This window comes from Photobacterium sp. 1_MG-2023, assembly GCF_030547945.1.
Lineage (GTDB): Bacteria > Pseudomonadota > Gammaproteobacteria > Enterobacterales > Vibrionaceae > Photobacterium.
The window spans coordinates 79984-101700 of record NZ_JAUORR010000006.1 but is presented as its reverse complement, the minus strand read 5'-3'; the positions used below and the strand labels follow the sequence as shown (position 1 = coordinate 101700).

At 51.5% G+C, this 21717-nt stretch carries 21 protein-coding genes; 12 read left to right on the top strand and 9 right to left on the bottom strand.

What is annotated here, in order from left to right:
- Positions 1-251: 251 nt before the first annotated feature.
- On the top strand, positions 252-1241 hold the full coding sequence (locus Q4579_RS07735; RefSeq protein WP_303563002.1) for a hypothetical protein: 990 nt from the start codon (positions 252-254) through the stop codon (positions 1239-1241).
- Between the two features lie 104 nt (positions 1242-1345).
- On the opposite strand, the gene Q4579_RS07730 is transcribed toward Q4579_RS07735, so the two are convergent.
- Positions 1346-2287, bottom strand: coding sequence for an NAD-dependent epimerase/dehydratase family protein (locus Q4579_RS07730; protein ID WP_303563001.1), 942 nt, complete (start codon positions 2285-2287; stop codon positions 1346-1348).
- Between the two features lie 194 nt (positions 2288-2481).
- Between Q4579_RS07730 and Q4579_RS07725 the strand changes: the two genes are divergently transcribed.
- Positions 2482-3180 carry a type 1 glutamine amidotransferase domain-containing protein gene (locus Q4579_RS07725; protein ID WP_303563000.1) on the top strand — a complete coding sequence of 233 codons (699 nt, stop codon included), beginning with the start codon at positions 2482-2484 and terminating at the stop codon, positions 3178-3180.
- 2 nt (positions 3181-3182) lie between these two features.
- Here Q4579_RS07725 and Q4579_RS07720 read toward each other — a convergent pair whose 3' ends face one another.
- Positions 3183-3623, bottom strand: coding sequence for a MerR family transcriptional regulator (locus Q4579_RS07720; RefSeq protein WP_303562998.1), 441 nt, complete (start codon positions 3621-3623; stop codon positions 3183-3185).
- 79 nt (positions 3624-3702) lie between these two features.
- Positions 3703-4965, bottom strand: coding sequence for an MFS transporter (locus Q4579_RS07715; protein ID WP_303562997.1), 1263 nt, complete (start codon positions 4963-4965; stop codon positions 3703-3705).
- A gap of 126 nt (positions 4966-5091) precedes the next feature.
- On the opposite strand from Q4579_RS07715, the gene Q4579_RS07710 reads away from it, so the two are divergent.
- Complete coding sequence (locus Q4579_RS07710) at positions 5092-5865, top strand: helix-turn-helix transcriptional regulator (protein ID WP_303562995.1); 774 nt, start codon at positions 5092-5094, stop codon at positions 5863-5865.
- A 30-nt stretch (positions 5866-5895) separates the two neighbouring features.
- Here Q4579_RS07710 and Q4579_RS07705 read toward each other — a convergent pair whose 3' ends face one another.
- Positions 5896-6798 carry a LysR family transcriptional regulator gene (locus tag Q4579_RS07705; protein WP_303562993.1) on the bottom strand — a complete coding sequence of 301 codons (903 nt, stop codon included), beginning with the start codon at positions 6796-6798 and terminating at the stop codon, positions 5896-5898.
- A gap of 142 nt (positions 6799-6940) precedes the next feature.
- Between Q4579_RS07705 and Q4579_RS07700 the strand changes: the two genes are divergently transcribed.
- Positions 6941-8089 (top strand): S-(hydroxymethyl)glutathione dehydrogenase/class III alcohol dehydrogenase, encoded by a 1149-nt coding sequence (locus Q4579_RS07700; protein WP_303562991.1) that lies wholly within the window; start codon positions 6941-6943, stop codon positions 8087-8089.
- A 73-nt stretch (positions 8090-8162) separates the two neighbouring features.
- Complete coding sequence (gene fghA / locus Q4579_RS07695; RefSeq protein WP_303562990.1) at positions 8163-9026, top strand: S-formylglutathione hydrolase; 864 nt, start codon at positions 8163-8165, stop codon at positions 9024-9026.
- 51 nt (positions 9027-9077) lie between these two features.
- On the opposite strand, the gene Q4579_RS07690 is transcribed toward fghA, so the two are convergent.
- Positions 9078-10274 carry an MFS transporter gene (locus Q4579_RS07690; protein ID WP_303562989.1) on the bottom strand — a complete coding sequence of 399 codons (1197 nt, stop codon included), beginning with the start codon at positions 10272-10274 and terminating at the stop codon, positions 9078-9080.
- A gap of 100 nt (positions 10275-10374) precedes the next feature.
- Here Q4579_RS07690 and Q4579_RS07685 point away from each other — a divergent pair, with 100 nt between their 5' ends.
- Together Q4579_RS07685 and Q4579_RS07680 are read left to right on the top strand one after the other, a co-directional pair.
- Complete coding sequence (locus Q4579_RS07685; RefSeq protein WP_303562988.1) at positions 10375-11151, top strand: helix-turn-helix domain-containing protein; 777 nt, start codon at positions 10375-10377, stop codon at positions 11149-11151.
- Positions 11152-11288: 137 nt separating this feature from the next.
- The gene (locus Q4579_RS07680; protein WP_303562986.1) at positions 11289-11762 is read left to right on the top strand and encodes an NYN domain-containing protein; all 474 of its coding nucleotides are present in this window, start codon (positions 11289-11291) and stop codon (positions 11760-11762) included.
- Between the two features lie 218 nt (positions 11763-11980).
- Here Q4579_RS07680 and Q4579_RS07675 read toward each other — a convergent pair whose 3' ends face one another.
- The 4 genes from Q4579_RS07675 to Q4579_RS07660 all read right to left on the bottom strand — a co-directional run bounded on the left by Q4579_RS07675 (position 11981) and on the right by Q4579_RS07660 (position 16918).
- The gene (locus tag Q4579_RS07675) at positions 11981-13996 is read right to left on the bottom strand and encodes an acetoacetate--CoA ligase (protein WP_303562984.1); all 2016 of its coding nucleotides are present in this window, start codon (positions 13994-13996) and stop codon (positions 11981-11983) included.
- Between the two features lie 62 nt (positions 13997-14058).
- On the bottom strand, positions 14059-14697 hold the full coding sequence (gene maiA / locus Q4579_RS07670) for a maleylacetoacetate isomerase (RefSeq protein ID WP_303562982.1): 639 nt from the start codon (positions 14695-14697) through the stop codon (positions 14059-14061).
- A 12-nt stretch (positions 14698-14709) separates the two neighbouring features.
- The gene (locus tag Q4579_RS07665) at positions 14710-15732 is read right to left on the bottom strand and encodes a fumarylacetoacetate hydrolase family protein (protein ID WP_303562980.1); all 1023 of its coding nucleotides are present in this window, start codon (positions 15730-15732) and stop codon (positions 14710-14712) included.
- 55 nt (positions 15733-15787) lie between these two features.
- Positions 15788-16918, bottom strand: coding sequence for a homogentisate 1,2-dioxygenase (locus Q4579_RS07660; RefSeq protein WP_303562978.1), 1131 nt, complete (start codon positions 16916-16918; stop codon positions 15788-15790).
- A gap of 456 nt (positions 16919-17374) precedes the next feature.
- Between Q4579_RS07660 and phhA the strand changes: the two genes are divergently transcribed.
- The 5 genes from phhA (at position 17375) to Q4579_RS07635 (ending at position 21702) form a co-directional block, all read left to right on the top strand.
- Positions 17375-18253, top strand: coding sequence for a phenylalanine 4-monooxygenase (gene phhA / locus Q4579_RS07655; protein WP_303562976.1), 879 nt, complete (start codon positions 17375-17377; stop codon positions 18251-18253).
- Positions 18246-18587 carry a 4a-hydroxytetrahydrobiopterin dehydratase gene (locus Q4579_RS07650; RefSeq protein ID WP_211650731.1) on the top strand — a complete coding sequence of 114 codons (342 nt, stop codon included), beginning with the start codon at positions 18246-18248 and terminating at the stop codon, positions 18585-18587. Before phhA ends, Q4579_RS07650 begins: the two co-directional genes overlap by 8 nt.
- A 458-nt stretch (positions 18588-19045) precedes the next feature.
- Positions 19046-19783 (top strand): hypothetical protein, encoded by a 738-nt coding sequence (locus Q4579_RS07645; protein WP_303562974.1) that lies wholly within the window; start codon positions 19046-19048, stop codon positions 19781-19783.
- Positions 19784-19946: 163 nt separating this feature from the next.
- Positions 19947-21143 carry a cystathionine beta-lyase gene (locus Q4579_RS07640; RefSeq protein ID WP_303562973.1) on the top strand — a complete coding sequence of 399 codons (1197 nt, stop codon included), beginning with the start codon at positions 19947-19949 and terminating at the stop codon, positions 21141-21143.
- Between the two features lie 157 nt (positions 21144-21300).
- Positions 21301-21702, top strand: coding sequence for a hypothetical protein (locus Q4579_RS07635; RefSeq protein WP_303562972.1), 402 nt, complete (start codon positions 21301-21303; stop codon positions 21700-21702).
- Positions 21703-21717: the final 15 nt, after the last annotated feature.

Genomic DNA, 21717 nt, shown 5'->3' with positions numbered 1-21717 from the left:
TTTAGACTTCTGAAGAAGCACTTCATTGGCGCTGTAGCCAAACACGTTTCAAATATCGCATTTTCTGAGCAAGTGCTTGATTCACCAAAATAGCGCGAAAGACCACCGAAAACCGACAATCATCCACACCTCCCTTGACCTTAAACCTTGATTCAACCTTAGAGTTCCAACATCGGACTGACGCTGCTGCTGGATCTGCAGTAGCGCTGTCCGATGCGAATCATCATCGAAAGATTATTTGAGGAACTTCAATGAACATGCATTCTATCGTCGGGTCTGCCTTTTGGCTGGCTGCAAGCCTTCCTGTGCTGGCGCAATCGGTCGTACCAACCGACACAACGGAAATCAATATTGCCGGTTATCCGGTGCCCGTTCAGGCCGGCGGGCTGTATGACCGCTTTCGATCCAATCCGCCGTTGTCCGTGATTGCGCAGGAATCGCCGGATACGGATCTGAGCTGGTTTCAAACCCTGAAGAAAAACAAAGTGGAGATGGGGTTTGCATCTTACTCGCCCAACTTTTATTACCAGAATGAGCGCATTACGGCGGTTTTTACGGCAGATCTCGAGCGATTAAAGGCACAGATTCCGGCGGAGGTGCTGGCGCAGGTCCAACCGATTCAGATTTGGCCGGGTCGTGGTTTGGTGGTGCTGACAGCTTATGCTTATCACTATTGCGACAATGATGCTTACAATGAAATTGCGTTGTCGATCGTCACGAACAAACCCGGTTCATCAAATTGGGGCCCATTCACTCTGATTGGGCAGTCCATGTCGGACGATTACTGGGGATACGTCCTCAAGTTGCCGGTCAATACAGAACTGGCAAGAGTCCGGGGTGTGGTGGGGTATAACCTGCCGAAGTGGCTGACGTCGATCGACTATCATCAAGATGACACCTCAGTCACTTACACCATCAGTGATCAACACACCGGCCAACCGGATCTGGTCTTTCAAGCCGATAAGCTTACAGATTTATCTCAGGATGGCGCGCTGGTGAAGAACAGTTTCACAAACATGAACCAGCGGGGTGAACTGACTTACGGTTATGCCGTGTCGCGGCAGATGCAATATGCCAGTACGACTGATGATCAAGCGGTTCGCCTGACGCTGGGGAATGGCAGCCTGTCAGCTTTCATCAGGTCGCTGGATATCGGTGCCATGCTGAAATATGAATATGTGCCGGATTTTCAGGGTGCGCTTTATGCGCCTGAGCCGCTGGAATCATTGCTCGGGAAGTAAACGGACGCATGCTGAAAGCACTCAACCCGCTATTTTGGCGGGTCGAGTGCTGTCGTAGATTCGTCTTGAATTTCCCTGTTCGATGAATCCACGACGCACTCTGGTTATTTCGCCTTCGCCTGTTCTCTTTCCTGCCAAATGGTCTCTAATCCTTCTTCAAAAGCGGTGATTTTGAAGTCAGGAAAACGCGCTTTAAATTTGTCCGAGACAAAAATATTGTCTGACTCATAACGCGGCAGCAGTTCGGCGGCATCGCGAACCTTTAGACTGAATCGACCCGCCAGCCATAACTGCCAGCGTTTCAGAATGCGGTAGTTGGGCTGAGTCCCGAAAATGGCCGCGGCAAGCGTGATCAACTCACGGTAGGTCAGCCGGTTATCATCACAGGGTAAGTGCCAGGTCTGGCCGTAGGCATCCGGTGTATTGCCGATCAGGGCCATCGCCCGGCTGGCATCCGGGGTGTAAATCAGGCTGCGTTTGACATCGTCACGAAGAAAAACGCGGGCGGTTTCTCCAGCCAGAAGTTTGTCGAGAATGGTCGAATTCGTGATGCTCTGGGTTTTGCCCGGCCCGTAAAATTCCGGTGCCCGGCTAATCACCGCGTCAATGGTTCCTTTCGCCATGGCTTCGAGCAGCAGGGTTGTGATTTGAGCGCGAACCTGACCTTTTCCACCATTCGGTACAAATGGCGCATCTTCACGTTGTGGTTCACTGGTTTGCGGGTACTTATAGGTGTTATCGAAGTACACCAGTTTTGCGCCGTGAATCTCGCAGGCGGCAATGACATTGCGCATGATGACTGGCCACTGCGCGATCCAGAGCTGCGTATCCATCGGTAAACCTGCTGTCAGGTAAACAATCTCAGACCCTTGGACGGCACGCCGGGTTTGCTCCGGGTCCAGCAGATCGGCCTGAAACAAGGTGTCGGTCTCATTCACCTTCTGCGGACGGCGGCTGACCAAACGAATGTCTTTTGTAAAATCACGGTTCAGGCTTACTGCCAGTTCGCGTCCAATTTGTCCGTTTGCACCCAGGATGGTTTGCATCGTCTACTTCTCCACATTCACTGTTGTCTTGGTGAAGCCGCATCATAAGCTTGAAGTTAAGTTTAAAGTCAACCGGCAATGCTGATGCGATTCCATTTGACCTTCAAGTAAGGTTTAAACATAGGCTGATTCGGTCAGCAATAAAAAAGATGCCTGAAGGCATCGTTCTACTCATGTTAGAAAGGAAAGCGCAGATGACTCCAAAGATCCTGCTTGTTGTCAGTAATGTTGATCACTATGCAGATACCACCACACCCACGGGACTATGGCTGTCGGAACTGTCCCATGCCTATGATGAGTTTGAACGGCAGGGATACCAGCAGGTCATTGTCAGCCCGCAGGGCGGACCGTGTCCGTTAGAACCCCGCTCCCTGAAATGGCCCAATCTGGATGGGAGTGCAAAAGCATGGCAGGCCGATCCGCAACGCATGGCGTTGCTGAACAATACATTGCGCCCCGAGGCCGTCGATCCCAGCGCGTTTGATGCAATCTATTTTACCGGTGGGCATGCCGTGATGTGGGACTTCCCGGACAGTGAAGGTTTGCAAATGCTGACCCGTTCGATTGTCGAGCAGGGTGGCATTGTCGGTGCAGTCTGCCACGGGTATTGCGGATTGCTGAATACTCGCCTGTCATCGGGTGAATTGCTGGTCAGCGACCGCAAGGTGACCGGGTTTTCCTGGACCGAAGAAATACTGGCCGGGGTTGCAAAGAAGATGCCTTACAACGCCGAACAGGAGATGCGACAGCGGGGGGCACGTTACCAGAAAGCCCTGCTGCCATTTCTGCCGTATGTCGTCACCGATGGTCAGCTTGTCACCGGTCAGAATCCGCAATCGGCCAAAGCAACCGCCAGACAGGTGGTTCAGTTGCTCAGGAAGCACGGAGGGTGAAATCAGGAATCATCCTGACCGGTTTCACGGTGTGGTAACAGGTGCCAGCCAAACTGAGTCATCACCCGTTCGGCATTGGTGGCGCAATCCATGTCGTCGGGTTTGGCTTCGATTTCTTGCAACACAGCCAGCAATCGGGCTTTATTTTCGGCAATCTTGCGCTCAATGTCTTCTAAGTCTCTGACTTTTTGTTTTAGCGTGGTGAGCAAGTGGTGATGATCCCACTGCGACAAATCTGCAGGCAAAAGTAATCGCAGCTCATCAAGCGTGAATCCGGCCTGCTGCCCGGTGGTGATCATGTCTAAAACCATCACGGCTTCCGGCGGATAACTGCGATAGCCGTTTGCTTTTCGTCTGACCGTTTTCAGCAGGCCGATCTTTTCATAGAAGCGAATGCGTGATGTTGCCAATCCTGTCTTTCGGGACAGTTCTCCGATGTTCATTTTGAGTACCACTGCAATCTGGAATGGAGAAACCTTAGCACGCTTGTGCCTCAATCGCACTGACGGAAGGGTGCAGGCCTCATGTCGCTTCAGCCGCCAGTCTCTCCGGCATCAAGAGCAACAGCACAGAAGATGCGACAAGCAGCAGGCCACCAAGGGTCCAACTGACAGAAATGCCGTAATGCTCTGAAATCAAACCGAATAAAAGCGATGCAAACACGCCGCCACAAGTGATCATAAAAGCGCTGATGGACAACATGGTCGATCGGACACGCGTTTCCGTATGTTCATGAAGCAAAACACGTTCGGAATTATTGCCAGCAGTGAACAGGAAGAAGAACAGCAGGTAACACAGGGCGAAGCTGATGGGCTGCGAGGTATTGGCCAGGGCAATGAACGCGATGCCCGCGGTGACGCGGGTCGAGAACATCAGGGTTTTGTGGGATCCTTTCAGAATTTTGAGTAATCGGACGGACAAAATTGACGAACCGGCAGACATCAGAAAATAAAGGGCAGAGAGGACTCCGAAAAAGGTGACTCCATAATCTGTACCATGGATGAGTTCAGCCAGATAAGGCTGCCAGTAGTTTTCAATCCCGCTCAAGACCATACCAAACACCAACGTGGTCTGCATCAGCCGGCTTAGTATCGCATGGCGGAAAGCGGTTTTGATGGCTTGCAAACTTGTCTTGAAAGCATTGGCAGGATACTGATGTTCAGGTGATAGTGCAGGTTGTCTTACTTCATGAATCAATCCCCGTGTAATCAATATCAGAACCAGACTGGCGATGGCAACCAGCGCGATATTCAGATCATACATGTTTAACCCGGAGAGGGTTGATGATGGCAGTAATGAGCGGGTGCTGAAGTCGGGCAGCCAGCCACCGATCAGGGAGCCAGCCGCCAGCCCGAGCGTGACGAACACATTGATAGTTGCAATGGCGGAATGAAAAGACTGCTGGCCGGGTTGGCGACGGAAGCTGTCGTAAAACCAAGCGTCAAGCGTGCCGGAATAGACGGCTTTTGCCGTTCCCAGCAGCATGGCTGCAATCAGTATGAGAGGCAGGCCGTCTGCAAAGTACAGCACGATACAACCCAGAATGTTGACCAGCAGCGAGATAAGGTAAGTCTTCCTGCGCCCGTAGGTATCTGCGACGCCGCCCAGAGGGATTTCAAGCAGGGCGGTGCTGCCGATCCAGACCGCCATGACAATCCCGATGTCCATCAGGCTGAGTCCTCTCGACTGGAAAATCAGTATCAGGACCGGAATCATGATGCCCACAATCGTCCAGTGGAGGCATTGTTGAATCCCGAATCGGCATGTCAGTCCTTTTTGGCTCATGGTGATGCTCTCTGTGATGCTGAAGGTCACAAAAGAATCTCATAATGATTCACTTTTTCAATTTATTATCCTTAAGGATCGTATTATGATTCTTTGGGTGTCGGGATGTGATTCGGAGAACGCGAAATGGATGACAGGTTGTCGCAAGAAGTGTGTACCCTGCTGAAAAAGGAGCTCAGGAAAAGGAAAATATCCTATCAGCACTTGGCAGATGCATTGGAAATTTCTGAAGTGAGTGTGAAGCGACTGCTGAATCACGCGCAGCCCCTGTCGATGCAGCGGCTGATTCGTATCAGTTGTTTGCTGAACTTCCCATTGTCGAAGCTGCTTGAAGAAGCAGAAAAAAATATCTACACCATTCCTGTTTTCACGCCAGCGCAGGATCAGGCCTTTTTTGACTGTCCGCCGCTTTTTACCTTCTGGTCTGAGTTAACAGAACACCGGACAGTGAGTGAGATTGCTGACCGCTATGGCCTGAACGAGCCCTCAATCCATTTGTATCTGAGAAAACTTGAATCTATTCAGCTGATTGAGATCAAAGCGAATCGAACCTGTCAGTTATTGGTCCCGAGCCACACGTCTTTTGAAAAAGGGGCCCGGTTCCCCATTTATTTCACCCGAACAGTGCTGAACCGTCTTCAGGGGCGGGTGATTGATCTTTCTGCTGAAGATAATCAGGCCTTTCTGATGACGTTAAAAGCAGAGCTGACGCATGAGGAGTTTTTGGAAGTCATGCACAAGTTAGATGACTGGATGTTCAACTTGCTGCGTGAAAGTCAGGATGTCAGAGCACGGGAAGGCCTGAATGTTGCCCCTTATACTTTTGGTTTTATGGCGGCTCAGGGCGCTTTTCATGACAAGTTGCCAGACATTCCCAATCTGACTGATGCAGTTCAATGATGCAGTTGTCAGACGCCGCGTCACCCAGCTTTAGCGTTGTGGAAGGCTATTATCGCTTAAACCCGCCGCCAAGCTATCCACCAAGAATTCCACCAACAGCCTTACTTTCGGAGACAGCCGGACACTGGATGGAAATAACGCCCAGATGCCTTCTTTGTCGTCGCGGTACTGGGCCAGCACTTCAATCAGCTCGCCGGATTCCAGATCTTGCTGAATGTAATAATCGGGCAACTGAATTAAGCCCAAACCCCGTTTTGCGGCATCACGCAGGGCAAAACCACTGTTGCATTTGAGCCGGCCAGAGATGCGAATGGATCGGCTTTGCTGTTGGTCTTTGAACCGCCAGACATCTACTGAGCCAACTAAACACTGATGTTTACTCAGCTCTGACAGGGTATGGGGTTCGCCGTGCCTGTCGAGATAATCCCGGCTGGCACAGACATAAGATTGCCGGGTCGACAGCCTGCGGGCCAGCAGGGTGGAATCTTCCAGCCGACCTAAACGTATGGCCAGATCAACACCGGACTCAATGAGATCGAGTTTCTGGTTGGTGAGCACTAACTCGACGTCGACCTGCGGGTATTGTTCTAAAAACTGATTGATCAGGGGCGCCAGGTGCATCTCGCCGTAGGTCACGGGGGCGGTCACGCGCACCAATCCTTTTGGGGTGGTCTGCATCTGCGTGACGGCGAGTTCCGCCTGTTCCAGTCCGTCCACCAGATGTTTGCATTGCTGAAAATACAGCATGCCGGCTTCCGTCAGCGTGACTTTCCGTGTGGTGCGGTTGAGCAGTTTGACGGCGAGCCTGTCTTCCAGCGCTGCGACGCGGCGGCTGACCTGAGCCACCGAGGTGGACAGTTTTTTGGCGGCCAGTGTGAAACTGCTTGATTCTGCCACAGCGACGAATTCACTGACGCCTTCCCAGTTTGCCATGGTGTGTTCCGTGTTTGATTCTGAAGCATTGATTATTACACAGCCGTAAAAATGATTTGCCGGAATCGGTAATTATTTCTGGGATATTCAGAGATATACTGAATGAAAGCTGTGTATCTCATTCAACAATAAGGAAGATTTCATGACGCTGGAACTGAAACCCGGTCAAACCTCGATCAAATCAAAAGCGGCTGTCGCCTGGGCGGCGGGTGAACCGCTGAAAATGGAAGAAGTCGACGTTCAGCTGCCGAAAGCCGGTGAAGTGCTGGTGCGTATTGTGGCGACGGGTGTTTGTCACACGGATGCTTTTACGTTATCAGGCGATGATCCGGAAGGAATATTCCCGGCAATTCTGGGCCACGAAGGCGGCGGTATTGTTGAAATGGTGGGTGAAGGCGTGACCAGCGTCGAAGTGGGCGATCATGTGATCCCGCTTTACACCGCGGAGTGTGGTGAGTGTAAATTCTGTACCTCGGGCAAAACCAACCTGTGTCAGGCCGTGCGTGAAACCCAGGGCAAAGGTCTGATGCCGGACGGCACCACGCGATTCTCAATCAATGGCGAGCCGATTTATCACTATATGGGCTGCTCAACGTTCTCGGAATACACAGTGCTGCCAGAGATTTCTCTGGCGAAAGTGAACAAAGCGGCACCACTGGAAGAAGTTTGCCTGCTGGGTTGTGGTGTCACGACGGGTATGGGCGCTGTGCTCAATACAGCGAAAGTGAAATCCGGTGATACGGTTGCGATTTTTGGTCTGGGCGGCATTGGCTTATCGGCCATTATCGGTGCGCGTATGGCGGGTGCCAGCCGTATCATTGGGATTGATATCAATGAAAGTAAGTTCGCGCTGGCGCAGCAACTGGGTGCGACCGATGTCATTAACCCGCAGCATTTCGACAAGCCGATTCAGGAAGTGATTGTTGAAATGACTGACGGCGGTGTGGATTTCTCGTTCGAGTGTATCGGCAACGTGAATGTGATGCGTTCGGCGCTGGAATGCTGCCACAAGGGCTGGGGTGAGTCGGTGATTATCGGTGTGGCCGGTGCCGGGCAGGAGATCTCCACGCGTCCGTTCCAGTTGGTGACCGGTCGGGTCTGGCGTGGTTCTGCCTTTGGCGGTGTGAAAGGCCGCTCTCAGCTGCCGGGCATTGTTGAACAGTATCTGGCCGGTGAGTTTGGCCTGCAGGAGTTCATCACGCATACCATGGGTCTGGATGAGATCAATGAGGCGTTTGATCTGATGCATGAAGGTAAGAGCATCCGCAGTGTTGTCCACATGGACAAATAAAGCCAAACTGAACCCAATCAAGCATGAACCATACAGCCACAGGCTGTGTGGTTCGATTTCAAAGGATGATGTGATGACTTCTGAATCCCAAAACCTGCAGCATGTCAGCCAGAACAAAACGTTTGGCGGCTGGCTGAAACAATATACCCATGCGTCAGAATCGCTGAACTGTACCATGCGTTTCTCAGTTTTCCTGCCTTCTGCGGCCACAGCGGAGCATCCGGTGCCAGCGGTGTACTGGTTGTCGGGTCTGACCTGTACTGACGAAAATTTCTCACAAAAAGCCGGTGCTTTTCGTGTGGCTGAGTCGCTGGGGATCGCGCTGATCATGCCGGACACCAGCCCGCGCGGCGATGATGTGGCAGATTACGACAGTTACGATCAGGGGCAGGGCGCAGGCTTTTATCTGAACGCGACCCAGCCGCCCTGGAACACGCATTACCGGATGTATGATTACGTGGTGCATGAACTGCCTGGCCTCATTGAATCCCATTTTCCGGTGTCTGATGTGAAGTCGATTGCCGGGCACAGTATGGGCGGACATGGCGCCCTGACGATTGGGCTGAAACACCCGGAATTGTATCGTTCCATTTCTGCGTTCAGCCCGATTACGCATCCGATGATGTGTCCGTGGGGACAAAAAGCCTTTGCGGCCTATCTGGGGAGTGAAAAAGAAACATGGCGTCAGTACGATGCCTGTGAATTGCTGAAGCAAGGCAAAGCCACATTGCCTATGCTGGTGGATCAGGGCGACGCCGATAACTTCCTGAATGAGCAGCTCAAACCTGAACTGCTAAAGGCCGCCGCCGAGCAGCATGATTCGCCGCTCGAACTGCGCATGCAGTCCGGTTACGACCACAGCTATTACTTCATCGCCAGCTTCATTGACGATCACCTGCGTTTTCATGCCCGGTATTTGTTGGCTGAACAGGGCTAAAGGATATTGAGGGCACGTCATCTCGTGCCCTCAAACATTGCGTCGAGAAGGTTAATGATGCTCTTGCTGAATTGATGGAAGCTCGGATTCAGTCCTCATTTTTTGACGTGACATAAGAACAGTACATCCTCCCCAGGCAACACAACATGCCAGCAGGATTGTCAGACTGAAGTGCCAGTCGCCACTCAGGTCGTGGAGATAGCCGAATACAACGGGTCCGATTGCTGCGACCAGGTAGCTGACCGCTTGAACCATGCCGGAAAGCGCTGAGGCGTGGTTGGCATCTGTTGAGCACCAATTCAGCATAGACATCCCCATGATGAATCCCAGACTGGTGCCCATCCCCATCAGTACACCAGCGAGCAGTGCTGCTTCCTGATTGAACAGCAGAAGTGCAATGCCTGTCAGCGTGAAACAAACGGCAGCGAGACAAGGGTACAGCGGGGTTTTCAGTTGACTGAGCAGGGGGAGCAAAAGCAGGCTGGGAATCATCGCGGATAGGAAGGCGATCCCGTGATACAGACCTGAATCCTCTGCGCTGTAACCCATGTTTTGCACGATCACCGCATACCATGCGACGAAAACATAGTTTATGAGCGAATTCATGGCCATATAGGCTGTGAGCTTCCAGGCTGCAGCAGAACGCCAGACAGTCTGGTTGCTTGAATCTGCTGCTGTTTGGGTGGTGTGGCGCAGTTGCGACAGCCAGGTCAGGTTAGCCAGTACAGCGATTGGCAGGCAGGCCATGAGTGCCAATGGCCAGTTGCTCCCACCGCCAAGTGTCGTTACAGGCACCACGAGGGCAGCCGATGCGGCCGCCCCAATCCCCATGATCAGAATATAGAAAGACGTATAGGTTGCCGCGGATTCCGGATGTCGGCGTTTCAGAAAGGCGGGCAGTAACACGTTACAGAAAGCAATCCCCAGACCAATGAGAACCGTGCCGCCAAAAAGCAATGGGGTATTGCCAGCGCCCCGTAAGCCGATGCCCAGCGCCACTGCAATCAGTCCCAGAAAAATGCCCTTTTCGACCCCTATCTTTGATGCAGTGAGAGCAGCAAGTGGAGAGAAAAAAGCAAAAGCGAGTAAAGGTATCGTTGTGAGTAATCCAGCGCTCTGTGACGATAAGGACAGAGCCTGGCTGATATCTTCCAGGATTGGCGACACACTGGTCAAGGGTGACCGCAGCATCAAGGCCGTCAGGGTGAGGGAAGTCAGAAACAGGATATGACTGGTATGATATTTCATGGTGTGTTTTTCAAGACAACAGTTAAAAAGTAAAACTAGTTTAATCAGTCGGGATCATGTTTAATTGAGGGAATTTGACAATTTATTGCTAAAAACCGTCATGTTAGAACCTGTCAGTGAGGCTTTATACGACAGCGCAATTTTCCCGCAAAGGGCAGTGGCGCTGAAAGTCGGCAAAGACGCCAGCAGAGAATCGCCCTGCCACCAGCATGAAAAAGGGCAGTTAGTGATGCCAACGGTCGGATATGTAACGAGTCATATTCAGGCTGCAATTTGGATGGTGCCCCCTCAGACAGCGGTGTGGATTCCGGGAAATGTTTCGCACAGTAACCGGATTTCGGTGAATGGCGAAGGTTGTATGTTGTTTATTCAGCCCTCAGTCATTGCGATGCCGGATGATGTGTGTACAGTGTCCATTTCTCCGATGCTCAGAGAAATGATTCTTCATCTGGCTTCATTGGAACAGCAATATCAGGCGGGGAGTGAGACCGATAAACTGGCTGAGGTGTTGTTGTATCAATTGTCATTAATGCCGATCGAACGCTTTGATTTCGCGATTCCGGAAGAGCCGAAGTTGCACCAGATAGCCAAGGCGATGGTTGCAGATCCAGCCGACAGGAGAACGATTGGTCAGTGGGCAGCAGCTTACGCAATGAGTGAGCGAACCCTGTCCCGGCTGGTAGAGAAACATGTGGGCATGACATTCGGAAAATGGCGCGGACAATTACATATTGTTGTCGCGTTGCAACAATTGAATTCGCAGGTGCCGGTCCAGCGGGTGGCGGAAAATCTCGGTTACGAGTCGGTCAGTGCTTTTATCACCTTTTTCAAGAAAACACTGGGCCAATCTCCAAAGCAGTACCTGTCCCGCAGATGAAGTACAGCTTCAGCAGCTTGGAATCATTCATTGACGTCGCTGTTGAGAATCAAAGAGCCACATTATTTTATCTCGCTTTGCGAATCGCCTGACAAGAGTTCGTGAATCCCAAAGCTTCAATAACCAGGATAGATTCAATGGAAAAAGTAGCCATTTTCGTCGATGTGCAAAACGTATATTACACATCCAGGCAGCAGTATCAGCGCAACTTTGATTATAATGCGTTTTGGGCCAGTGTGACGAAAGATCGGGAAGTGTTGGCTGCGTTTGCTTATGCCATCGATCGGGGCGATCGCAAGCAGCAGGAGTTTCAGAACATCCTGCGGGCCATCGGGTTTGAGGTCAAACTGAAACCATTTATTCAGCGTTCAGACGGTTCAGCAAAAGGGGACTGGGATGTCGGCATCACCATTGATGCGCTGGAACATTCAGCTGAGGCCGATGTCGTCGTACTGGTTTCCGGCGATGGTGATTTTGACCTGTTGCTGAATAAACTGCGAGTCGATAAAGGCAAACAGGTGGAGCTGTATGGTGTGCCCGACCTGACCGCAGCCTCGCTGGTGAACGAAGCCAGTGTGTATATTCCGATTGATGATGCGTTGTTGCTGTAATACCAATCGCAGTCAATCACTGGTCATCCTAGCTTGTTCAAATGTTCGATCACTGCGTTAGATTTTTTGATTGTAGAATCACTACAGATCTAAAAAATTGGCCTTGTTATCAAACATTTTTCCTGCGCTATTTTTGATCACTGACTTACTTTAATTGGTATAACTGAAACGCCCCGAAATCAGGGCGTTTTCATTATCAGACATTCCCTTCAGGCTGTTTAGGCCTGGAGTTCGGGTCTGTCTTTGTATTGTTCCAGCGCCTCCGGGTTGGCCAGCGCGCCGACGTTTTTCACCGGCTGCTGGTGCACCACATGCCGCACCGCCAGCTCGACCAGTTTGCCGGATTTGGTGCGCGGAATGTCCGTGACGGCCAGAATTACCGCCGGAACATGACGTGGTGAGCAATGCGCTTTAATGCGCTGCCGTATCCGGGCCTGGAGCGTCTCATCCAGTGACTGGCCCTCTGCAAGCTGGACAAAGAGCACGACGCGCACATCGTTTTGCCAGTTCTGACCAATTACAATCGAATCGATGATTTCATCCATCGGATTGACCTGACGATAGATTTCAGCCGTGCCAATCCGAACGCCGCCCGGATTTAAGACAGCATCGGAACGACCAAAGAAGATCAATCCGCCATGCCGGGTCAGCTGAACAAAGTCACCGTGATGCCAGGTGTTGGGGAACACGTCCCAGTAAGCACTGTGGTAGCGTTGATCGCCTTCGTCATTCCAGAAGCCAACGGGCTGGTTCGGGAAGCTGTTACGACAGACCAGTTCTCCCTGAGCTTCGGTGAGCGGATGGCCCTGATCATCAAACACCTGAACATCCATCCCCAGCGCCCGGCCCTGACATTCACCCCGATAGACCGGACTGATAGGATTCCCGATGGCAAAGCAACCGCAAATGTCTGTTCCGCCGGAAATGGATGCCAGTTGCAAATCAGCTTTGATGGACTGATACACATAGTCAAACTGCTCTGGTGCCAGAACGGAACCCGTGGAACATAAGGTTCTGAGGCGGGACAGTGTGTGTGTCTGATTCGGATGAAACCCTTTTTTCTCCAGCGCTTCCAGATATTTGGCTGAGGTGCCGAATAAGGTGACGTCTTCTGCATCGGCCAAATCCCAAAGCACATTGCCATCGGGGTAGAAAGGCGACCCTTCGTAAAGAATCAGCGTTGCGCCCGCGGCCAGTCCGCTGGCCATCCAGTTCCACATCATCCAGCCGCAGGTGGTGAAATAGAACAGGCGATCCCCTTTGTTCACATTGCTGTGCAGCAGATGCTCTTTCAGATGATTCAGCAGCATGCCACCGACACTGTGCACGATACATTTGGGTTTTCCGGTCGTGCCAGACGAGTAAAGGATATACAGCGGATGGTTGAATTCGACGTGTTCAAACTCGATCGGACCCGCCTGATACTGATTCAGTATGTCGTTCCAGCCCCGGTACTTGTCTGCCAGTGGCGGTGTCACAGGGGCGGGCAGATCGGCAAATGGAATCAGCACGACGGTTTCAACACTGTGCAGTTCCGTCAGCATGGCATTGACTTTTTCAAGGCAGCTGTGGCTTTTTCCGTTGTAAAAATAGCCATCGGCGGCAAACAGAATCTTCGGACAAGTTTGTCCAAAACGCTCGACCACACTGTCGACGCCGAAATCCGGTGAGGTTGAGGTCCAGATCGCTCCAACGGCACTGGTGGCCAGCATGGCAATGATTGTCTGTGGCAAATTCGGCAGATAGCCCGCAACGACATCGCCAGCGCTGATGCCTTGCTCACGCAGGAACTGACTGAGCGAAGAGACTTGTTGCTCCAGTTCGCGCCAGCTCAGTTTCTGACGTCGCGCTGGGTTCCCTTCACAGTGGAACACAATGGCATCATTGTCCGGGTGTTGCCGACCATAAGCCAGCAGGTTTTCTGCAAAGTTCAGCCGGGCATCCGGAAACCAGCGGGTATCCTTTGCCGGTTCTTTACTGTTGGGCGGGCAATCGGTGATACGCGCACCTTTTTCGCCGATCACGCCACAGAAATCCCAAAGCCTGTCCCAGAAATGATCGCTGTGACGCACAGACCAGTGATGGAGCTGCTGATAATCATGAAACAGCGTGTCTTCCTGCTCGCTTAAGGCCACCATAAACTGGTAAATCAGGCTGTCATGAATCTTGTCTTTTGTGGGTTGCCATAAGATTGGCGCTTGATCGTCTTCCAGATGCTGATCATGCATGCTCATCGTTATCGTCCTTCTTATGATGGCTGGCGTCCTATGTAATTTTTATGCTTCTTTTGTTTGTCTTAAGTGGTTTGATTTTCAGGATGTGCGTTTTTGAAAGCTTTGAGTTGTTGACAAGCTTGCTCAATGCGAGTTAACGCTGGATATGGAGACAAGTCAAGTTCAAAACGACGGGCGTTATAGAGTTGTGGCACCAGACAGAGATCAGCCAGCATGGGGGTATCGCCACAGCAGAACGTGGTGCTGTGTTGCTGATGGCGAGCAGTCAGTTGAGTTTCCAGTGCGGCCAGACCGGCTTTCAGCCAATGGTGATACCAAATCAGCTTGTCTTCCTGACTTACGCCCAGTTCACCGGTCAGATAATTCAGAACCCGCAGATTATTCACCGGATGGATGTCACAGGCCACGGTCAGCGCCAGCGCACGACATTGCGCTTTTTGCCAGGGGTCAGAAGGCAGCAATGCGGTTTCGGGATAGCATTCATCCAGATATTCAATGATTGCGAGCGACTGACTCAGATATCCCTGCTCGGTTTCCAGTGTCGGAACAAGCTGAGCGGGATTAATGGCCTGATAGGCCGGAGATTGTTGTGCTTTATCCACCAGAGAAACCGGGTGGCTATCGTACCGCAACCCTTTCAGGTTGAGTGCGATGCGCACCCGATAGGCGGCGGATGAGCGAAAATAATCGTAAAGCGTCATCCAGCCTCCTGTTTAGTCTGGTTTGTGGTGATTCAGATCTGCCGAATCGTACTGATGTTCATACTTCACCACGGTTTGCTCAATCGCGCCGAAAATGGAATCACCCTGATCATCGAACATTTCAATTTTGACGGTATCTCCAAACTTCATAAACGGCGTCACGGCCTGACCCTGATCGATGATTTCCAGCATGCGGCGCTCTGCCAGACAGCAGGAGCCACTCGAGCGGTCAATATTGGAGACGGTGCCGGAGCCAATGATGGTGCCTGCACTGACATGCCGGGACTTGGCCACATGCTGCACCAGCTCGGCAAAGTTGAAGGTCATATCGACACCGGCATTCGGTTCGCCAAAGAGTTCCTTGTTGAGGTGAACCGTCAGACGATGGTGAACCTTGTAATCGTGCCAGCTGCTGCCCAGCTCATCCGGCGTGACTGCAACCGGTGAAAACGCAGAGGCCGGTTTGGACTGGAAAAAGCCAAAGCCTTTGCTCAGTTCAGCAGGAATCAGGTTACGCAGAGAAACATCATTCACCAGCATTAGCAGCTTAATGTGCCCGTGAACTTCTTCGGTGCGCGTTCCCATCGGGACATCGTTGGTAATGACCGCGATTTCGCCTTCAAAATCGATCCCCCAGCTTTCGTCAGCCATTTCAATGGGCTGGCGTGGTCCCAGAAAGCCGTCAGACATGCCCTGATACATCAGGGGATCCGTCCAGAAACTTTCTGGCATTTCAGCTCCCCGGGCTTTGCGCACCAGCTCGACATGATTGACGTAGGCACTGCCATCAGCCCACTGGTAAGCGCGGGGCAATGGTGAGGCGCATAATGCTGGGTTGAACGGGAAGACATCGTTGGCAATGCCATCGTTCAGGTTACGGTAAAGGTGTTGCAAATCGGTCTCGACCTGATCCCAGTTATCTAAAGCAAACTGCAGCGTCGGGGCGATGTCATGTGCATGTACGGCTTGGGTGAGATCACGTGAAACGATAATCAGTTGTCCGTCACGGCCATGGTTCAAAGAGGCTAATTTCACGTTTTACTCCTTCACTTTACAATGTAAATCTAATGCTTATTTTTTGACCTGAGGATCATTTCCGATTGATCCAGGAATACACATAATCTTTATTTTCAACGCCTTCCGGCAGTTCTGCGACTTCCAGCGGATAGCGGGTGTCGATCATCACGGCTACTTCATCGGTTTCTTTTTTCGGTTGTGCCTGGCTGGCAGCGAGTGCTTTCGGGTGCGGGCCATGCGAGAAACCACAAGGGTGATGGGTGATCATCCCGGCTTCAATGTTGTCCCGGCTGAAGAAGTTCCCGCGATGATAGAAAAGCACTTCATCATAGTCGTCGTTGTTGTGATAGAACGGCACTTTGAGTGCGCCCGGATCAGACTCAATCGGACGGGGGACGAAGGTGCAGATGACAAAGCCATTCGCAACGAAAGTCGTATGTGCTGAAGGCGGCAGATGGTATCGGTGACTCATCAGCGGGCGAATATCGCGCCAGTTCAGCTTGAAGACCGTCAGATTCCCTTTCCAGCCCTGAGCATCAAGCGGGTTGTAAGGGTAGGTGATGGTGTTCATCTGATCGCGGGCTTTCAGTTTGACCTGCCAGCGCTGATCGTTGTTTTGCTGGGCCAGGAACGCATCATCAATCTTGGCGTATTCCAGGACCGCCGGGTCATAAACGGCATGCTGTCCGACGATGCCGCGATCCGGCATCTGATAACCACTGTTTGTGGCTTCAATCAGTAGCAGGGAGACGGGGTCATCCACTTCAATCCGCCAGCTGGTGGCGCGGGGAATTGTAATGTAGTCACCGTCACGGAAGGGTAAATGTCCGTAGTCGCAGTACAGGTGGCCGCTGCCTTCATGGACAAACAGCACTTCGTCGCCATCCCCGTTGCGGACCAGATGGTCCATCGACTCGTTCGTGTTCCAGACCCGCATTTTCAGTTGATTGTTGAACAAGACCAGAGAGGCATCCCAGGGGGAGTGTCCCTGTTGTTCCAGACGGGTGGTGTCAATGGCCCGCGGACGCAGCGGCCCTTCCCATTCGACCCAGCCAGTGGGCGGGTTGGCATGATACATGTGGCTGGCCGGACCAAAGAATCCTTCCTTGCCACATTCACGCTCATACGTACCGTCCGGCAAATCACAGTGAGCCTGACGGGAAGCTTTGCCTTCGATGATTGGAAACTGAAACCATTGACGCATCTTTCGGTCCTCATTGACGATCACCGCCTGAAGTAAATCTGGATCAGACGGTGCTTATCCTTGTTGGCCAGGCCCGGGGAACAACCCTGTTTTGAAGGCGGCTGCGAAAGCCCGGGGGTGCTGGTTTAACATCGTATTAACTTGATGCTTTAACTCTGGTTGAGTCCGAATGAACAAGCAACCCCTGCCGTCATATTCACTTTTGATAGGTGTGTTGATTTTTTTACATAACTGTATGTTCTTATTGATGCTCTAAGTTGAAGCCAGGAATGGTCTTTCTTCCGGGCAGTGTGGCTGCGGATTTGCTGGGGTGTTGTAAAATTATTGTTACAGTGAAGCGTTTTTACGATTCGTCCCGGATGGTTCCATTGCGATCCCCAAAACGCCTACCCTTAAATCAAGCAGGGAACACACTCAGGTTTTTCTAGGGTAATTTCACCGTTCACTTTGGATTGAATGGTTGAGGTTACGATTGGACGGACAATTGCCAAGGTCAGGCAGCAAAAAAGAGAAGGTTGTTTTATGGGTAAAGCGACAAAGTACGTATCGAAAGAGCCGGATGAAAACGGCTTGATTCACTGGACAGAGGAAGAGCATCAGATCTGGCATGATCTGGTGACCAGACAGCTGCGTTGTATTCAGGGCAAAGCCTGTGATGAATACCTTCATGGTCTGGAGCTGCTGAATCTGCCCATCGATCGTGTGCCTCAGCTTTCTGAAATCAACACGGTACTGAAAAAAACAACGGGTTGGCGTTGTGTCGAAGTTCCGGCATTGATTAACTTTGACCGTTTTTTCAAACTGTTATCGAACAAAGAGTTTCCTGTGGCCACCTTTTTGCGCAGCCGGGAAGAGTTTGATTATCTGCAGGAGCCGGATTTTTTCCATGAAGTGTTTGGCCACTGTGCCATGCTGACCAATCCTGCGTTTGCAGAGTTTACGAACACTTATGGCCGTCTGGGGATGGATGCATCCAAAGAAGAACGGGTGTATTTAGCGCGTTTATACTGGTTTACCGTCGAATTCGGGCTGATGCGTCAGGGCGGTCAGCGCCGCATCTATGGCGGGGGCATTCTGTCTTCACCGGGTGAAACGGAATATGCCATGACCAGCGAGAAACCGGTTTACAAGCCATTTGAGCCGATTGATGTGTTGCGAACCCCGTATCGTATCGACATCATGCAGCCTATCTATTTTGAGATTGATGATATCCAGCAACTTTATGAGCTGGCTCATCAGGACATCATGAGTCTGGTGCATCAGGCACAGTCTATGGGCCTGCATGCACCGCTATACCCACCGAAAAACAAGGAGCAAGTTGGGGAATATGTCTGATTTAACTGAACTGAAGTGCGAAGCCTGTCAAATTGATGCCCCGATGGTCACGGAAAGTGAAATGACGGAACTCACCCAAGCCATCCCAGCGTGGCAAGTTTTAGATGTGAACGGCATTAAACAGTTAGAAAGAGCCTACAAATTTAAGAACTTCAAACAAGCCTGGGCCTTCGCGGATAAAGTGGCTGAAATGGCTGAAGAAGAGTTTCACCATCCAACCATCACGCTGGAATGGGGGAAAGTGACGGTCAACTGGTGGAGCCACTCCATCAAAGGGCTGCATAAAAATGACTTCATCTGTGCCGCGAAAACAGACCGGCTGTCAGAAAATTAAACACTATTTCTGACGCATTTGGCCGGTGAAAACCCGGATGATTGACGAAAAGCGCTGAATTTCAGCGCTTTTTTCATGGCTGGGATTCCTGAGGTAGTCACCAAGCTGTCAGCTTTTTTGACAGTGACGGAGCGAAAGCCGCTGCAGATGACAACTGCAGGCCGGATAAAAGTGCCTGTCTGGCATTCAAATCAGCGTTTAGTGGATGATTGCAAAACGAATTTTAGCGTTTTCTAATTTGCATTCTGACATGCAAAATGCGAAGCATGTCACGAAAAAACCGTCATTCACCGAGTGGACCAGCGACAGATCATTCACTTACCTCCGGCATTGAAATTGCATGATTTAGATCACATTCTGCCTTGCAGAATGGGTCGGCCAGCGGGCTGACGGCAGCAGAGATAATAAAGCATGACCGATTGAACCGCTTGGGTTCAGTCCATTTAGGGGGCAGCACTATGTATGACACAGAGATGAAGCTGAACCATCAAATCGTCCAGTTTCTGGAGTATAAAATTCAGGCATTGCAAGAAAATGTACAGGAGCGGGTCACGGAGCCGCCAGAACTTTATACCGCAATTCTGGCTGTTCTGGCGCAATATATGGCCGGATTGAAATCTATTTCCTGCTTACTGAATCATGGGTTTATTCCGCAAACACGGGGTATTTTCCAGACCTTAGGTGAAGACTATGAGGACATCATTTTTCTGAGTCTGCCCGCGCTGGAAGGCCGGATGACGCATCTGCACGAAGCTTATCTGAAGCGGATTGCCGGCGATGGAAATCAGGATTACTACAGCCCGGTGTCTCGCTGTGAAATTCGCAGCCAGATCCGGGAAGCCAGCGGAATCAACAAGAATGTTTTCCAGCTTTACCCCAAACGGCAAGCATTACAGGTGCTCCGTCCGGTCGGGGATAAACCCTGCTCGCCGAGTCTGGTCATTGAATTGCACCGCCACTTTGCCTATAAGGCTGTGCTGCTGACCGTTCTGACCGCAAAAGTTGCCAGTGAAATGGAAGTCATGCGTGAGTGTCTGAATTACCGGGCACACCTGGAAATGGTTGATCCCCAGGCGGTCAGGATGCCTCAGGTCAAACCGCAGAAGGTCAAGCAGCCTGAAACTGTGCAGCCTGAAGTGATGGCTGCAGAAACTCAGGCCGCCAATAACGATATATCTTATGCAGCAATAAGATAATGACCAGCGCTGCCGGGCTGTACCCAAAAGTCCTTGAAGTGTGTTAACGTCAGGAACATTGACAGCAAATGCATTGCACCGTCGTTTTCTCCCTGCTGAGTGTGGTTTCGCACGCCTCGGCAGGGTTTTACTTTGATGGATCAAAGACAGATTTGGGAACAGCATGGCAAACAAAAAAGCACTTGATACTAAAATTATCACCGCTGGCCGTTCAAAAAAATGGACGCAGCATCTTGTAAACCCGCCGGTCAGCCGCGCCTCAACCGTGGTGTTTGATTCAGTCGCGGAGATGAAACACGCAACAGCCAATCGGGCGAATCAAGCACTCTTTTACGGACGACGCGGCACCAACACCCATTTTGCATTTCAGGATGCGATGGTTGAATTGGAAGGTGGCGTCGGCTGTGCCCTGTATCCGTGTGGTACAGCCGCGATTTCCAATGCCATTCTGTCCTTTGTGAAAACCGGCGATCATCTCCTGATGGTCGAAGGCGCTTATGAGCCGACCCGTGATTTCTGCGATAAAGTCCTCGCGAAAATGGGTGTGGAAACCACGTATTACGACCCGATGATCGGGGAAGGGATCCGCGATCTCATTCGTCCGAATACGACCGTTTTGTTCCTCGAATCACCGTGCTCAATCACGATGGAAGTGCAGGATGTCCCGACGCTGGCTAAAATTGCGCATGAGCACGACATCGTGGTGATGCTGGACAACACCTGGGCATCGCCGATCAACTTTCAGCCTTTTGAGCATGGCGTAGATATCTCCATTCAGGCGGCCACCAAATATATTGTCGGGCATTCCGATGTCATGCTGGGCACGGCAACTGCGAATGAACGCTGCTGGGACCAACTGCGTGAACACAGTTATCTGATGGGGCAGTGCACCTCCCCGGATGATGTTTATCTGGCGATGCGGGGGTTGCGTACTCTGGGCGTGCGCTTGCGTCAGCACGAGGAAAACAGCCTGAAAGTTGCCCGCTGGCTGGCTGAGCGTCCGGAAGTGGATCATGTTCGTCATCCGGCCTTGCCGAGCTGTGAGGGGCATGAGTTTTATCTCCGTGACTTTAAAGGTTGTAACGGCCTGTTCTCTGTGGTGCTGAACCGCGGCAATACGGAGGCGCTCACGGCTTTACTGGATGGTATGGCGCACTTCAGCATGGGGTATTCCTGGGGCGGATTTGAAAGTCTGATTCTGGCGAATGAAAATATCAACAGTCTGCGTACGGCAACAAAGAAAGTATTTGCCGGTCCGATCCTGCGGCTGCATATTGGCCTAGAAGACGCAGACGATTTGATCCGCGATTTAGAAGAAGGCTTTGAACGGTTGAATGCTGTGCTGCAAGCCAAGTCATGATTCGCCCATTGCGATGAAATGCACAGGCCGCGTGAATCGCGGCCTGTTTCGTTTCCACTGCGCCCCGCACAAGAACCCGCCCCAGAATTTCAAAAAAATAGTCTAGAATTCAAGCAACAGCACAATGCATTGTGCGTTCTTGTCTGGGAGAAGGGCTATGTGGAAAGTTCTGGGATTGTGTTTCGGTAGCGTCATACTGGCTGGCTGTTCCGGTATGGATTCAGCGTACGGCGTGGGTGAGTACACGCTATTTCCCAAAGCCTATGTGAATGATGAGCCTTACGACAGCATTTATCATTACGGCTATAATCAGGGATGTGAAAGTTCATTGAGCCTGAAAGGTGTCATTGATACCGCTTACATGAAAGATATCGCGCTCAAAGATTCGGATACCCGGTATAACGAAGGCTGGGAAGACGGAAAAAACGCCTGTGAAGATGGTCTGCGCCGGATTATGGTCACCAGTCGTCTGGAAGTGTCCGATCAGCCGTTGCGTCAACCTTACAATCAACAGCCTGAGTCTGAGTCTTCTCAGCCACCGGCACAATCAATCTACTGACATGATGAGCGCGTG

Coding starts and splice junctions, on each gene's coding strand:
- Q4579_RS07735 (WP_303563002.1), top strand. CDS start 252: ATGAACATGCATTCTATCGTCGGGTCTGCCTTTTGGCTGGCTGCAAGC.
- Q4579_RS07730 (WP_303563001.1), bottom strand. CDS start 2,287: ATGCAAACCATCCTGGGTGCAAACGGACAAATTGGACGCGAACTGGCA.
- Q4579_RS07725 (WP_303563000.1), top strand. CDS start 2,482: ATGACTCCAAAGATCCTGCTTGTTGTCAGTAATGTTGATCACTATGCA.
- Q4579_RS07720 (WP_303562998.1), bottom strand. CDS start 3,623: ATGAACATCGGAGAACTGTCCCGAAAGACAGGATTGGCAACATCACGC.
- Q4579_RS07715 (WP_303562997.1), bottom strand. CDS start 4,965: ATGAGCCAAAAAGGACTGACATGCCGATTCGGGATTCAACAATGCCTC.
- Q4579_RS07710 (WP_303562995.1), top strand. CDS start 5,092: ATGGATGACAGGTTGTCGCAAGAAGTGTGTACCCTGCTGAAAAAGGAG.
- Q4579_RS07705 (WP_303562993.1), bottom strand. CDS start 6,798: ATGGCAAACTGGGAAGGCGTCAGTGAATTCGTCGCTGTGGCAGAATCA.
- Q4579_RS07700 (WP_303562991.1), top strand. CDS start 6,941: ATGACGCTGGAACTGAAACCCGGTCAAACCTCGATCAAATCAAAAGCG.
- fghA (WP_303562990.1), top strand. CDS start 8,163: ATGACTTCTGAATCCCAAAACCTGCAGCATGTCAGCCAGAACAAAACG.
- Q4579_RS07690 (WP_303562989.1), bottom strand. CDS start 10,274: ATGAAATATCATACCAGTCATATCCTGTTTCTGACTTCCCTCACCCTG.
- Q4579_RS07685 (WP_303562988.1), top strand. CDS start 10,375: ATGTTAGAACCTGTCAGTGAGGCTTTATACGACAGCGCAATTTTCCCG.
- Q4579_RS07680 (WP_303562986.1), top strand. CDS start 11,289: ATGGAAAAAGTAGCCATTTTCGTCGATGTGCAAAACGTATATTACACA.
- Q4579_RS07675 (WP_303562984.1), bottom strand. CDS start 13,996: ATGAGCATGCATGATCAGCATCTGGAAGACGATCAAGCGCCAATCTTA.
- maiA (WP_303562982.1), bottom strand. CDS start 14,697: ATGACGCTTTACGATTATTTTCGCTCATCCGCCGCCTATCGGGTGCGC.
- Q4579_RS07660 (WP_303562978.1), bottom strand. CDS start 16,918: ATGCGTCAATGGTTTCAGTTTCCAATCATCGAAGGCAAAGCTTCCCGT.
- phhA (WP_303562976.1), top strand. CDS start 17,375: ATGGTTGAGGTTACGATTGGACGGACAATTGCCAAGGTCAGGCAGCAA.
- Q4579_RS07650 (WP_211650731.1), top strand. CDS start 18,246: ATGTCTGATTTAACTGAACTGAAGTGCGAAGCCTGTCAAATTGATGCC.
- Q4579_RS07645 (WP_303562974.1), top strand. CDS start 19,046: ATGTATGACACAGAGATGAAGCTGAACCATCAAATCGTCCAGTTTCTG.
- Q4579_RS07640 (WP_303562973.1), top strand. CDS start 19,947: ATGGCAAACAAAAAAGCACTTGATACTAAAATTATCACCGCTGGCCGT.
- Q4579_RS07635 (WP_303562972.1), top strand. CDS start 21,301: ATGTGGAAAGTTCTGGGATTGTGTTTCGGTAGCGTCATACTGGCTGGC.